Here is a 13,549-nt window from a genome sequence, read left to right on the forward strand (position 1 = left end):
AGCTGTCCTCCAGAACAGGATGGGACGGTGGTCAGAGCAGGTCGGACGCGGCGGCACGGGAGACGAACCGGAAGCGGTCCGGCCGAATGCGCAGGAAGGCCACGTCGATCACGCGGCCCGTGGGGTCGGCGATGGTCTGCTCGATCGCCAACAGCGGGAAGCCGGGCGGGACGTCGAGCAGCCCGGCCGCCATCGGGTCGGCGGCCACGCAGTCGATCACGAACTCGGACTCGCCGAGGACGACGCCCGCGTCTGCCATCAGCTGGTACCAGTGTCCGTGGAACGGCGTGGCGAGGAGCCGTTCGGCCTCCGGGAAGACCACGTAGTTGGTCGCGACGGCGGCCGGCAGGCCCTCGTTCATGGCCACGTACTCGAGGCGGAGCACCGGCTCCCCCGGCTCGATCCCGAGCGAGGCGGCAAGGGTCGGCGGAGCGGGGACCGTCGAACGGTCGAGGATCCGGGGCGGCGTGGTGAAGGTGTACATCGCGCCGCGTTTCACCCCGAGCGCCTCGTCCATGTCCGTGCGGGGCGGATCGACCATGACGTGCGTCCCGACACCGGGCAGGCGCTCGATCAGCCCCTCGGCCCGCAGCATCGCCAAGGCCTCCCGGACGGCGGCGCGGGTGGCCCCGTACGCCGCCATCAGCTCGTTCTCCGGGGGCAGGGCGCCCCCGGGGAACCGGTCGGCGAGCAACGCCGAGCGCAGCAGGTCCCGGAGCCGCCGGACCTCCTGCTCACGGCGGCCGGGGTGTCTCGACGCCGGCGCACTCACGGCTCGTGACGGTAGGAACGCCGGGTTGCGCCGGGGTGGCGGGCAGATCACCGCGGCGTTGCTCATGCCGACACCGTCGCGAGGTCGGCGGCCCGCGCGACCGTCGCGAACCCGCACTCCCCCATCACCTCCACACCCGCCTCGTGCAGCCGCGGGGTGGCAGCCGCGCAGGCGTCGGCGAGCAGGGTGACCCGGTAGTCGCGCATGAACGCCGCGCGCACCGTCGACTCGACACAGATGTTCGTGACGACCCCGCAGACGTTCAGGTGGTCCGCACCCAGCCCGCGCAGCAGCGGATCGAGCGAGGTCCAGAGGAAGGCGTCGAACCGGCACTTGTCCACCGTGAGATCGGCGGGGGACCAGCCCAGGTCGTCGACGACCTCGGCGTCCCAGGTGCCCAGGAGCAGCCCGTCGAGCGCCGCGAGGTCCGCCATGGCGGACAGGTTGGCACCCTCGTCCGCGCGGCCGGGCCGGTAGACGTGGCGGGTGAAGACGACCGGCATCCCCACCGCCCGCGCCGCCCGCACGGCCGCCGCGGCCTGGGCGACGGCGGCCTCCACGCCTGCCAGCCCGAGTCCGACACGGGGCACCGAGCCCGCGGGCTCGCAGAACCCGTTCTGCATGTCGACGACGACGAGTGCGCTGGTCATGAGGTTCCCTCCGTAATCATGGCGGGCACGCCGACCCGGGGCATCCCCAGCTCGGTCCGGCCGGGCAGCCAGGCGTGCGGCTTGCAGGAGTCGTGGCAGGCACCCTCTGTCGAGCAGCAGAGCGAGCAGATGGCGCCGTCGTGGAAGGGGCAGGTGGCCATGTCGATCAGCTCGTAGGTCCCGGCGCACCGCACGCACTCGGCCTCGCTCGTGTCCGGCGGGAACTCGCTGGTCCGGGCCTCGTAGAAGCGCCCCTTCGTGGCCAGCGCGATCACCGGCGGCAGGACCAGGGCCAGCACCAGCGACACGAAGGGGGCGAGCGCGGCCATCGTCGCGCCGAAGAGGCCGAAGTAGGCGACCAGCGAGACCGCCGCCGCGACCACCATGGACCCGAAGCCGACGGGGTTGACGTTGTAGAGGTGCGCGCGACGGAACTCGACGTGCGAGGGCCCGATCTTCAACAACCGCTTGTTGATCACCAGGTCGGAGACCATGGCGCCGATCCAGGCGATCCCGACGTTGGCGTACACGCCGAGCACGGTGACGATGTTGTCGAAGATGTCCAGCTCCATGAGCACCAGCGACAGCGCCACCTGGAACACCACCCACACGGCCCGGCCCGGGTGCCGGTGCAGGATCCGCGAGAAGAAGTTCGACCAGGACAGCGAGCCGCTGTAGGTGTTCATGATGTTGATCTTGATCTGGGACAGCAGCACCAGCACCCCGGCGAGCACGAGCGCAGCCGTGTGGTTGCCGGTGAGTCGCTGGTAGACCACTGTGAACAGGTCCACCGGCAGGGCGACCTGGTCCGCGGGCGCCTGCGTGTCGGCGTAGCCGACGAGCAAGGTCGAGGCGAAGAAGATGACCATCGCGAACAGCGCGAACCCGGGCCCGCCCATGATCACCGCCGCGCGCCAGCGGACCCGCCTGCCGGGCAACGGGTCGGGCATCAGCCGCAGGTAGTCGCCCTGCTCCCCGACCTGGGTGGCCAGCGACAGGTTGGCCGCGGCGATCACGAAGATCGCGACGAAGCTCAGCCCCAGCGCCGAGGCCGTGCTCCCCTGGGGCTGCGGGTTCAGCATGTGGGCGCCCGCGTCCGGGGCCGTGGCCGCGGTGACGACCGCGACGCCGATCAGCGCGACCCAGATCGGCCAGGTCCAGGCCTGGAACCTCGACGAGAAGCTCATCCCGTAGAGCGTCAGCGGGATCATCACGACCGCGACGACCACGTAGGACCAGTGGATGTCCAACCCGGACAGTGCCGTCACCGCCTGGGCCATGATCGCGCCCTCGTAGGCCAGGAAGATCAGGGTGTAGGTGGCGTAGACCAGGCTGGTGACGGTGGAACCGAGGTAGCCGAAGCCGGAACCACGGGTGAGCAGGTCGATGTCGATGTGCTTGCGGGCGATCGCGAACGCGATGACGATCGTGAGCGGGAGCGTCACCACGCTCGCGATGGCGAAGCCCCACACCGAGTTCGCGAAGCCGAACTCGTTGACGAAGGCGGCGTCGAGCGCGTACCCCGCCATCGCCGAGAGCCCGACCAGGCAGGACAGGAACACCATCCACGGCGACCAGTTGCGGAACGAGCTGGGCGTGTACCTCAGGGAGTAGTCCTCCATCTGAGGGTTGTCAGCGACTTTCACTGCGGGCCTCCGGTGCTCCTCGGTGTCGCCGGGAAAGCTACGAAGGGACCGTTGCGGCCCGATGACGTGCCGCGTTGCGCCGGGTTGCGCCGTCGTGGGCCCGTCGGCAGCGCGCTGACCTGCAGGAATCGCGACGAAGATCATCGCCGCGCCGGAACGCGCGCAACTCCGCCGGGCTCGGTCCCTCGGTCACGCGTCGAGGGACCGGGCGCGACCGCCCAGCGGGGACGTCCCGAATCGGACGATATATCCGCCCGCGGCGGCCACCACGGCACGCCGGAGGCGACTATCCTTCGCTTTCCGTGCGCTTCATCGACGGTCACCAGCCCCGTTCCGACCTCACCTACGACGACGTATTCCTCGTCCCGGGGCGGTCCACCGTGGCCTCCCGCTTCGACGTCGACCTCACGACCGCGGACGACACCGGTGCGACCGTGCCCGTCGTCGCCGCGAACATGACCGCGGTCGCCGGGCGCCGGATGGCCGAGACGCTCGCCCGCCGCGGGGCGCTGACCGTGCTGCCCCAGGACGTCGCGCCCGAGGCCGTGGCCGAGATCGTCGGCTGGATCAAGTCGCGGCACCCGGTGTGGGACACCCCCCTCGTGCTCCGCACCGGGGACGCGGTGGCAGATGCGCTGAACCTGCTGCACAAGCGCGCGCACGACACGGTGGTGGTGGTCGACGACGGCGGTCGGCCAGTCGGCGTCGTGAACGAGGCGCCCTGCCAGGGCGTCGACCGCTTCACCCGGCTGGCCGACGTGCTCGACACGCCGGCGGCGGCGCTGCCCCTCGGCACCCCGCCCCGCGAGGTGTTCGACGCCCTCGGCGGCTCGGGCGTGGCGCTGGGGCTGGACGACGAGGGCAGGCTCGCGGGCCTGCTCACCTCACTCGGCGCGGTCCGGGCCGGGATCTACACCCCGGCGCTCGACGCGCGGGGACGGCTGCGCACGGCGGCGGCGATCGGGATCAACGGGGACGTCCCGACCAAGGCGAAGGCCCTGCTCGACGCCGGGGTGGACGTCCTCGTCGTCGACACCGCGCACGGGCACCAGGACAAGATGACCGAGGCGCTGCGCGCGGTCCGCGCGGTCGTGCGGGACTCCGGTCTGCCGGTCCCGATCGCCGCGGGCAACGTGGTGACGGCGGAGGGCGTCCGCGACCTCGCCGCCGCGGGGGCGGACGTGGTCAAGGTGGGCGTCGGCCCCGGGGCGATGTGCACCACCCGGATGATGACCGGTGTCGGGCGGCCCCAGTTCTCCTCCGTGCTGGAGTGCGCGGCGGCGGGCCGCGAGCACGGGGTGGCGATCTGGGCGGACGGCGGCGCGCGGTTCCCGCGGGACGTCGCTCTCGCGCTGGCCGCAGGCGCCGCCTCGGTGATGATCGGCTCATGGCTGGCCGGGACCTACGAGTCCCCCGGCGACCTCCTCCGGGACGAGAACGGCCGGGCCTACAAGGAGTCCTTCGGCATGGCCTCGAAGCGGGCTGTGACCGCACGGACCCGTGGCGACAACGACTTCGACCGCGCCCGCAAGGGCCTGTTCGAGGAGGGCATCTCCAGCTCCCGCCAGCACCTCGACCCGGCCCGCCCCGGCGTCGAGGACGTGCTCGACGGCATCGCCGCCGGCGTCCGCAGCGCCTGCACGTACGCAGGCGCCCGCTCCCTGGAGGAGCTCCACGAGCGCGCGGTCATCGGCATCCAGACCCAAGCGGGCTTCACCGAGGGCACCCCCCACGGCCTCTGACCCCCACCCCACCCGCACGAAAGTGCCGTTGGTGCGGTAGGTCCGCTCAAGAGTGCCGTTCGTGCGCAAACCCGGGTGCGCAGGAGCCGGGGTGCGCAAGAGTTCGTGGCCCGACGCGCGGCAATCCAGTGCACGAAAGTGCCGTTCGTGCGGTAGGTCCGCACAAACGGCACTTTCGTGCAGGCAGGGATGCTCAGGAGCCGGCGGCAGCCGCGTGGATGTCGGGTCGTGGACGCAGTCGCGCGAGAGCGTGCGCTCGGCGGAGTTCGTCGACGACTTCGGAGCGCCGAGAACGGAGGGCCCGGGGGACGGTGTGGACCACGACGATGCCGTACGACGTCATGCGCGAGTGTCGTTCGACCGTGCGTTCGTAGTCGGCGACGTCGTAGTGGAACTCGACGGAGTCGATCTCCCAGGCGAGGGCGACGTCGTCGAACCAGGCATCCGGGCAGGGCAGGATCTCGCCTGCCGCCGTGCGGAGGGTCGGGTTCCACATCGGCGCGGGGAGCCCGGCGGCGAGGAGGACCTCCCGTGCGTGCGCCTCCGCCACGGAGCGCACTCCGCCGACGATCTCCGTCAGGACGGAGCGCGGGACCGCCGATCCCCGGTGGCTGCCCGCATTGAGCTCGCCGAGCAGCTCGCCGGGCGTGCACCCACCCCGCTGGACCGCTTCGGCGAGAGCGGTCCTGATCTGCTCGCGGTCGCGACTTCGACGGCAGAAGTCGAGGACTGCACGCGACAACGGGGCGAGCGGCCACCGACCCGGCCTCGCGCGCGGCAGACGTTCGGTCCGTTCGGAGAGGACCTGGCCGGCACCCAGGCGGCGACGATCGTGAGGGATCAGAACGTGCACGGGCCCGCTCGGCGGAGGCACTCTCCGCATCCCGTGGATCTGGAGCGCGTCGAGCCCGGTGAGGACCGCACCGGGGCCGGCGTAGACGAGCGCGGCGCGGCGGCGGTCGTCCCGTGTGGGAGGACCGTTGGTGAGCCCGACGATCCCCGGAAGCAACGTGCGCCAGGGACCCCCGGGCCGACAGCGCTCGTAGATCGTGCGGCGCGGCACCCCGAGGCTCTCCAGCGCGGAGACCCGAACGATCGTGGCGGAGCACAGCGTCGCGACCTGGTCGGGGGCGAGAGCGAGAGATCGTCGAGGCACCCACAGATGATGAATCGGGAACGCTGTCCGTCGCGCCGGCTGTCCACAACCCCCACAACCTGTGGATGAACGCCCTCCCGCGACGCACAAACGGCACTTTCGTGCGGACCTACCGCACGAAAGTGCCGTTTGTGCGCAAAGGGGAGGGTCAGGCGTTCGGGCCCTCCAGCATCTCCGTCACCAGGGCCGCGATCGGGGAGCGTTCCGACCGGGTCAGCGTGACGTGGGCGAACAGCGGGTGTCCCTTGAGCTTCTCGATCACCGCGGCGATGCCGTCGTGGCGGCCGACCCGCAGGTTGTCCCGCTGCGCGACGTCGTGGGTCAGCACGACGCGCGAGGCGGTGCCCAGCCGGGAGAGCACCGTGAGCAGGACGTTGCGCTCCAGCGACTGGGCCTCGTCGACGATGACGAAGGTGTCGTGCAGCGACCGGCCGCGGATGTGGGTCAGCGGGAGGACCTCCAGCATCCCGCGGGCGATGATCTCGTCCACCACGTTCTGGCTGACGATGGCGCTGAGCGTGTCGAACACCGCCTGGGCCCAGGGCCCCATCTTCTCGGCCTCGCTGCCGGGCAGGTACCCGAGCTCCTGCCCCCCGACGGCGTAGAGCGGCCGGAAGACCACGATCTTGCGGTGCTGCTGGCGCTCCATGACCGCCTCGAGCCCGGCGAGCAGGGCGAGCGCCGACTTCCCGGTGCCGGCCCGGCCACCGAGGGAGACGATGCCGACCTCCGGGTCCAGCAGCAGGTCCAGCGCGACCCGCTGCTCGGCGGAGCGCCCGTGCAGCCCGAAGGCCTCCCGGTCGCCGCGGACCAGCTTGATCTGCTTGTCCGGGGTGACCCGGCCGAGCGCTGCGGACGAGCCACCGAGCAGCCGGATGCCCGTGTTGCAGGGCAGCTCGGCGGCCTCCGGGTTGTCCAGCACGCCGTCCCGGAAGAGGGCGTCGATCTCCTCGGCCCGCACCTCGACGTCCGCCATCCCCGTCCAGCCGGAGGGGACGACGTCCTGGCCGTGGTACTCGTCCGCGGGCAGGCCGACCGCGGACGCCTTGACCCGCAGCGGCATGTCCTTGGTGACGAGCACGACCTCGCGGGCCGCGCCGTACTCGGCCTGCAGGTTCAGCGCACACGCCAGGATCCGGCTGTCGTTGGTGTCGGCGCGGAAGCCGCTCGGCAGCACGGACTGGTCGCTGTGGTTCAGCTCCACGTGGAGCGTCCCCCCGGCCTCGCCGATCGGCACGGGCGCGTCCAGCCTGCCGTGCGCGATCCGGAGGTCGTCGAGCTGGCGGAGCGCCGCGCGGGCGAACCAGCCGAGCTCGGGGTGGTGTCGCTTGCCCTCGAGTTCGGAGATCACCACGAGCGGGAGGACGACCTGGTGCTCCTCGAACCTGGTCAGTGACCACGGGTCCGAGAGGAGAACCGAGGTGTCGAGCACGTAGCAACGGGCAGCGCGGTCGGAACCGCTCTCCTGGACCGGGGCCGTACGACGATCGGTCACGGGTGCTCCCTCGTGAGCGCGGCACCACGCCCACTCTTCCGGTGGGCCGGCCGGCCCTGGTGCGGATGCACGAGCTGGGCTCGCACACCCGCGAGGGCCGGGTGCCGGCCCTCTCGGGTGCTTCGCAACACCACGTTCAGGGCCTCCCCGGACGATGCGATCGGTACGCACCGCCACCGCAGACGCTACTAGCGGTCACCCTCATGCGGTCAAGGGTGACCTTCGGTCGCAGGGACCGTCGGACCCCAGAATTAACACAACGGCCGACCGCTCATCGCGTGATCGACACCGTCCGTCGTCGGGGTTCCCCGGACGGGTGACGACTGTCCGGCGCAGCTCGTCGCAGCCGGACGAACCAGTGCCGCCGGGGTGAGTGATTCGGCCACCAGCCTGCGAAAACGCGGAGCGTCACCGGCCCAGAAGGCCCGGACCAGCGGGTACCCGACGACGTAGGTCGCCGTGTACGACCGCCACCGCGGGTCAGTGACGAACCGCAGCACCCGCTCGGTGCGCTCGTGGTCCAGCAGCAGCCACCGGCGCACGTGCTCGCGGGCCGCCTCGGGGCCCGCCCGATGGGCCAGGAGGGTGGCGTCGAGCCGGACATGCTGCAACGGCTCCATCGCCGCGTCCAGCTCCTCCGCCAGCGGGCCGTCGGTGCGGACCCCCACCCCGGCGAGCACCCCGGCGGCCCACGCCCCCCACCCCGGCCCGACGACGGCGTCGAGCGCCAGGTCCGCCGTCCCCTCCACCACCAGCGCACGCGGGGAGTGGGTGAGGCTCAGCGACCGCTCGGGATCGCGTGCGGCGACCCGGAACAGGTGCTCGACGTGGTGGCCGGGGTAGGTCTCGTGCGCGACCAGCCGGGCGAGCTGTCCTGCCCGCAGGGGTGCGTCCGCGCCGAAGCGGGCCACCGAGCGTCCACCGCCCAGGTGGCGCGTGAACCCGCTCCAGGGGCGGTCGTCCACCAGCTCGACGGCGACGGACTCCCCCGCGGGCAGCGAGACCAGCTCCCGGGTGCGGGCCCGCAGCGCCTCGACCAGCGCCCCGATCGCCGCGGTCCTCCGCTCGCGCGGGACCTCGTCCGCCCGCCGGTACGCGGCGAGGCGGTCCCCGACCGTGCCGGGTCCCGGGAGGAGCTCGGCGATCCGCCGGTGCGCCTCCCGGTAGCGGTCGGGGTCGCCCGGGCCGACCTCGACGCCGTAGGTCTGCCGGATCTCCTCCTCCACCGACACCCGGTCCCCCGCTGCGGTGCGGGCGATGCGGTCCAGCGCGGCGAGCTCGCCCACGACGAACGCGCGCCGGACCGGCGGCAGCTCGAGGAACTCACAGGCCCGCCGCAACCCCTCCGCGGCGGCGACGAGCTCGCGGGCGGACGGCGCGGGACCCGAGCGGGCGTGCCGCCGCAGGGCCGGATCACCGGTCCACGACTCCACGGTCCCGGGCACGAGCCGGTCCAGTCGGAGGGCGAGCAGCGCGATGTCACGTGCCACCACCGTCGCCCTGATCCCCGCGGACCGCATCCGCGGGACGCTACCCCGCACGAGGGCCTCCGGCGGCCTCTCCACGATCGTGCCGGGAACCGCGCCGGACGGGTGAACCCACCACGCTGCGTCTTCACGCATGCACGAAAACGGTGACACGGGAACCGCCGAGTTCACCCGATCCAAGGAATAACTAAACGCAGCGTCGCGGACTCACACGATAGACGTAGCGGATTTGTTACACGACCGGCAGGCGGATAGCTTTCTCCTCAGTCAGCGTGGGCTCCCCGGTCGGACGCTGACGCGAATGGAACCGGCCTTCGCCGGTTCCCGCACTAAACAGGAGAAGAACTGTGCTGAAGAAGGCTGGAATCGTCGTCGCCGGCGTTGCCGCGTCGCTCGTCGCCCTGTCCCCGCTCGCCTTCGCCGGCGACAAGGGTGGCTACCAGAGCATCGAGCACGTCGGGATCGACAAGTCGGGCGCCGGCCTGATCAACGTGTCCGGGAACGACGCCAACGTGCCGGTCCAGGCCTGCAACAACGACGTCCCGGTCAACGCCGGCGTCGGCGCGATCCAGGGCAACGCCAAGGACCTGACCGGTGCCCTCACCGGTGCGGCCGCCCTGTTCGGCAAGTCGGCCGCCTCGACCGACATCGCCACCGACACCGACCGCGCCTGCGGCCAGGAGTCGGGCGCGGGCGACTCGGTCAGCTGAGTCACCTCCCGACAGGACGCCGGGCAGCCCTTCGGGGCTGCCCGGCGTTCGTCTTTTCTCCACCTTTTCGATGATCTGAGCGAATCACCCGATCGGGACCGTAACCGCGGCCGAGAAATTGTCGTGACACGATCGAGTCATACGATTTCCCAGAAGCCGTTCGCAGGTTCTAGATTGTCTGCAGTCGGTGCGGGCTCCCCGGTCGGACACCGACTTGTCTGGCTCGAATCTTTCGAGCCCTCGACTCACAGGAGAAGTACACGTGCTGAAGAAGGTTGCACTCGTCGCCGCCACCACCGCGGCCTCGGCCGTCGCCATGGCGCCGTTCGCGATGGCCCACGAGACCTCGACCACCGGCATCGACAAGTCGGGCAAGGGCCTGATCAACGTCTCCGGCAACGACGTCAACGTGCCGATCCAGGCCTGCAACAACGACGTCCCGGTCAACGCCGGCTTCCTCGCCGGCCAGGCGAACGTCAAGGACATCGTCGGTGCCGCCACCGGCGCGCTGGGCCTGTTCGGCAGCGCGAAGGCCGACACCGCCATCGCCACCGACACCGACCGCTCCTGCGGCCAGATCTCGGGCGCGGGCGACACCGTCTCCTGAATCCGAGACACCCCTCCGAAGGGCGTCGGACCGACCGGTCCGGCGCCCTTCGGCGTGTCACGGGTCCGGGACGGGCTCAGCCGCCGAAGCGGCGGTGCCGGGCGGCGTAGTCCCGCAGCGCCCGCAGGAAGTCCACCCGGCGGAACTCGGGCCAGTAGGCCTCGCAGAAGTGGAACTCCGAGTGCGCGCTCTGCCAGAGCAGGAACCCGGACAGGCGCTGCTCCCCCGAGGTGCGGATGACGAGGTCCGGGTCGGGCTGGCCGGAGGTGTAGAGGTGCGCGGCGATGTGGTCCACGTCGAGGACCTCGGCCAGCTCCTCGATCGTGGTTCCGGTCTCCGCGTGCTGCAGCAGCAGCTTGCGCACGGCGTCCGCGATCTCCTGCCTGCCGCCGTAGCCGACGGCGACGTTGAGGTGCAGCCCCGGACGGTCGGCCGTGCGCGCGGCGGCCGCGGTGAGCCGCTGGGCCATCGCGGGCGGCAGCAGCTCCAGCGCACCGACCACCCGCAGCCGCCACGGCGCGGTCGGCCCGCTCAGCTCGTCGACGACGTCCGCGATGATCTCCAGCAGGGGCGCCAGCTCGTCCGCGGGCCGGGAGAGGTTGTCGGTCGAGAGCAGGAACAGCGTCACCACCTCGACCCCCGACTCCGCACACCAGCCGAGCAGGTCGGAGATCTTCGCCGCGCCGACCCGGTGGCCGTCGTTGACGTCCTCCAGGCCCGCGTCGCGCGCCCAGCGGCGGTTGCCGTCCAGGATCAGCGCGACGTGGCGCGGTCGCTCGGCCCCCGCCAACCGGCGGGCGAGTCTCGCCTCGTACGTCGAATACAGCAGGTCGCGGACGCCCACGGGCCGGGAGCCTACGCCGCGTCCGCGCGGGCGCCGCGGTATCCGGCGCGCTTCACCGCCCGGTCACCGCTCGGACACCCGGCAGGCCGCGGCGATCCCGTACCCTCGGCCGGGTGACCGTCGGGCCCCTCACGCCTCCCCAGGACGTGCCCCTCGTCAAGCCGCGCATGCGCGGCTGGCTGCACTTCTGGTCGTTCGTCGTGTCCGTCGCCGCGTGCGCCACGCTGATCGCGATCTCGGCCAGCCTGGTCGGCGGCCTGGCGGCCCTGGCCACCTCGGTCTACAGCGTCACGATCCTGGGGCTGTTCGGCACCAGCGCGCTCTACCACCGGCGCAGCTGGAACACCCCGCGCAGCAGGCTGATCATGCGCAGGCTCGACCACTCGATGATCTTCGTGTTCATCGCGGGGACCTACACGCCGGTCGCGCTGCTCGCCATGCCGTGGGAGACCGGCCGCTGGGTGCTCCTCACCGTGTGGGGCGGTGCGCTGCTCGGGGTGGTGCTCAAGGTCTGTTGGCCGCACGCGCCCAAGTGGGTGGGGGTGCCGATCTACCTCGCCCTCGGCTGGGTCGCGGTGTTCGTGCTGCCGGACCTGCTGGCGAACGCCGGGGTCGCGGCGCTGGTCCTGCTCCTGGTCGGCGGCGCCCTCTACACCGTCGGCGCCGTGTTCTACGCCGTGCACTGGCCGAACCCCTGGCCGCGCACCTTCGGGTACCACGAGTTCTTCCACGCGGCCACGGTGCTGGCCGCGATCTGCCACCAGATCGCCATCTGGCTCGCCCTGTTCACCGGTTAGCACCGGCTCCAGGCACATCGTGCTGACCTGGGGGACGGCGTCCCGGGCCACGGCGGTGGACGCGGGCACGTCGGATTGACAGTCGCGACCGCGGCGACCAACCTGGCAGACGGCTGGTCGCCGCGGTCCGTGCGCGTCGCCGGTGTCGGCCGGCAAGCATGAGGCCGACGACGCGCGGTGCGAGCCGAGGTGAGGGCCCGGTGGCGTCGTCCGACCCGAGCGGTCGGATGGCCCACCGTCACCGGGCTCAGGCGGCGGCGGGCGCGCTCTCCGTGGCCGGAGCCTTCGCGACGAGCTTCCCCGCCAGGATGCTGCTCACGTAGCCGAACCCGGCACCGACCAGGAACGACACCAGCATCACCGTGAACGGGCCGGTGGGCAGCGAGAAGTCCGTGCCGGACGCGCTCGTGAGCAGCCCGAACATCACCGTCGTGGCGAAGCCGAGCACCGAGCCCGGGACGAAGCCCAGGGCGGGCACCAGCGCGCCGAGGATGAACACCGCCGTCAAGCCGCCGACGATCACGCCGACCAGCACCGGGCTCGCGACCAGGCCGAGCAGGATGAGCGTGACGGTCCCGCACACGATGCCCCACACGTTCGTGGGCACCGACTTCGCCAGCGCGGCCCGGTCCCCGCCTGCGGCGAAGTAGCTCGCCGCGCCGAGGAACGTGGCCGGGACCATCAGGCCCAGCCCACCCAGCGGGCCGACGTACAGATACGTGATCACCGCGCCGATCACACCGATCACCAGCGCGAGCGCAACAGGCAGCTTCATGTGACGTGTCTCCCTAGATTCCACAGGTCCGAATGGACGAGTGAAGAGTGGCCGCTCAGGGGCCTCACGCCTAGGGATCAGCGCACACGGTGACCGCATGTTTTCCGGTGGACATCATCCGGACATCCTCGGCCGGATCTCGGCGCCGAAACGCCGTCATGCGTCACCTGATCGACACTGTGCCGTTACTCGGGTCCGCGCGCCCGGAGGTCGTCCACCTTGGCCATGGCCTCGCGCAGGTCGGCGAGCCACGCGTCCGCGTTGCGCCCGACGAGACGCACCGCCCAGGCGAGCGCATCCGACCGCGAGCGCGCCACGCCGGAGTCGACGAGCGTGTCCAGGACCATCCGCTCCGGCTGCCGCAGCCGGGTCATCACCGGCACCGAGGCCGTGGTGAACAGCTCCTCGACCTCGCCGATCCGGGCCCCCCAGGCCACCTTGCGCTGGTAGCGGTGCTCGGCCTGGCGGGCGACGTCGATCCGGGCCTCGCGGGTCTCCTCGCGGAACCGGGAGATCCGGCCCGCGGCCGCCGCGGCGCGCTCGGCGCGCCCCTGGTCGGTGTCCGGGTACTCGCCCTCGACCGGAGCCAGCTCACCGACGACGACGATCTCCTCACGGTCCACGGTGATCTCCGGGGCCCCGATGAACCAGCCGTCCGGCAGCCGCCCCGCCAGCCAGGCCGCCAGGTCGCTCACGTCCGGCAGGTCGGCCTGCTGCCAGCCGCCGCGCGGGCCTCCGCGGGCTTGTCCGCGACCGCCGCCGTGCCATCCCTTGTGCATTCGTCCGGTCATCTCGCACCTCCGATGCTTACGAGATTACACCGCAACACCGTCGTGGGGGTTCGCTCTCCGCGAAGACGCGAACGGCA

At 71.8% G+C, this 13,549-nt stretch carries 13 protein-coding genes; 4 read left to right on the forward strand and 9 right to left on the reverse strand.

Annotated features, from left to right (window positions below; translation table 11 throughout):
• Positions 1–31: 31 nt before the first annotated feature.
• From ABD993_RS34975 to ABD993_RS34985, 3 genes are all read right to left on the reverse strand, one after another.
• Positions 32–772 (reverse strand): GntR family transcriptional regulator, encoded by a 741-nt coding sequence (locus ABD993_RS34975; protein ID WP_345427973.1) that lies wholly within the window; start codon positions 770–772, stop codon positions 32–34.
• A gap of 62 nt (positions 773–834) precedes the next feature.
• A complete protein-coding gene (locus ABD993_RS34980) occupies positions 835–1,422 on the reverse strand; it encodes a cysteine hydrolase family protein (protein ID WP_345427983.1) in 588 nt (195 codons plus the stop codon).
• Positions 1,419–3,044 (reverse strand): purine-cytosine permease family protein, encoded by a 1,626-nt coding sequence (locus ABD993_RS34985; protein ID WP_345427994.1) that lies wholly within the window; start codon positions 3,042–3,044, stop codon positions 1,419–1,421. The genes ABD993_RS34980 and ABD993_RS34985 overlap by 4 nt, the downstream gene beginning before the upstream one ends.
• Positions 3,045–3,370: 326 nt before the next feature.
• On the opposite strand from ABD993_RS34985, the gene ABD993_RS34990 reads away from it, so the two are divergent.
• A complete protein-coding gene (locus ABD993_RS34990; protein ID WP_345428005.1) occupies positions 3,371–4,810 on the forward strand; it encodes a GuaB1 family IMP dehydrogenase-related protein in 1,440 nt (479 codons plus the stop codon).
• A gap of 193 nt (positions 4,811–5,003) precedes the next feature.
• On the opposite strand, the gene ABD993_RS34995 is transcribed toward ABD993_RS34990, so the two are convergent.
• The 3 genes from ABD993_RS34995 to ABD993_RS35005 form a co-directional block, all read right to left on the reverse strand.
• The gene (locus ABD993_RS34995; protein WP_345428014.1) at positions 5,004–5,966 is read right to left on the reverse strand and encodes a hypothetical protein; all 963 of its coding nucleotides are present in this window, start codon (positions 5,964–5,966) and stop codon (positions 5,004–5,006) included.
• Positions 5,967–6,114: 148 nt separating this feature from the next.
• Positions 6,115–7,461: an RNA 5'-3' helicase PhoH2 gene (gene phoH2, locus ABD993_RS35000; RefSeq protein ID WP_345428025.1), complete on the reverse strand. Its 1,347-nt coding sequence runs from the start codon at positions 7,459–7,461 to the stop codon at positions 6,115–6,117.
• A 251-nt stretch (positions 7,462–7,712) separates the two neighbouring features.
• Positions 7,713–8,981 carry a DUF885 domain-containing protein gene (locus tag ABD993_RS35005; protein ID WP_345428035.1) on the reverse strand — a complete coding sequence of 423 codons (1,269 nt, stop codon included), beginning with the start codon at positions 8,979–8,981 and terminating at the stop codon, positions 7,713–7,715.
• Positions 8,982–9,295: 314 nt separating this feature from the next.
• On the opposite strand from ABD993_RS35005, the gene ABD993_RS35010 reads away from it, so the two are divergent.
• Both ABD993_RS35010 and ABD993_RS35015 read left to right on the forward strand, forming a co-directional pair.
• A complete protein-coding gene (locus ABD993_RS35010; protein ID WP_345428045.1) occupies positions 9,296–9,658 on the forward strand; it encodes a hypothetical protein in 363 nt (120 codons plus the stop codon).
• A 262-nt stretch (positions 9,659–9,920) separates the two neighbouring features.
• On the forward strand, positions 9,921–10,265 hold the full coding sequence (locus ABD993_RS35015; protein ID WP_345428057.1) for a hypothetical protein: 345 nt from the start codon (positions 9,921–9,923) through the stop codon (positions 10,263–10,265).
• A gap of 76 nt (positions 10,266–10,341) precedes the next feature.
• Here ABD993_RS35015 and ABD993_RS35020 read toward each other — a convergent pair whose 3' ends face one another.
• Positions 10,342–11,109 carry an isoprenyl transferase gene (locus ABD993_RS35020; RefSeq protein WP_345428068.1) on the reverse strand — a complete coding sequence of 256 codons (768 nt, stop codon included), beginning with the start codon at positions 11,107–11,109 and terminating at the stop codon, positions 10,342–10,344.
• A gap of 167 nt (positions 11,110–11,276) precedes the next feature.
• Between ABD993_RS35020 and trhA the strand changes: the two genes are divergently transcribed.
• Positions 11,277–11,906, forward strand: a complete 630-nt coding sequence (trhA, locus tag ABD993_RS35025) for a PAQR family membrane homeostasis protein TrhA (protein WP_345428626.1) — start codon at positions 11,277–11,279, stop codon at positions 11,904–11,906.
• A 247-nt stretch (positions 11,907–12,153) separates the two neighbouring features.
• Here the strand turns inward: trhA and ABD993_RS35030 are convergent, their stop codons facing one another.
• Positions 12,154–12,681: a DUF1097 domain-containing protein gene (locus ABD993_RS35030; protein ID WP_345428077.1), complete on the reverse strand. Its 528-nt coding sequence runs from the start codon at positions 12,679–12,681 to the stop codon at positions 12,154–12,156.
• Positions 12,682–12,866: 185 nt separating this feature from the next.
• Entirely contained in the window at positions 12,867–13,460 is a 594-nt protein-coding gene (locus ABD993_RS35035) for a hypothetical protein (protein ID WP_345428628.1), read from the reverse strand.
• Between the last annotated feature and the right edge of the window lie 89 nt (positions 13,461–13,549).

The sequence above is a fragment of the Pseudonocardia xishanensis genome (genome assembly GCF_039541715.1).
Lineage (GTDB): Bacteria > Actinomycetota > Actinomycetes > Mycobacteriales > Pseudonocardiaceae > Pseudonocardia > Pseudonocardia xishanensis.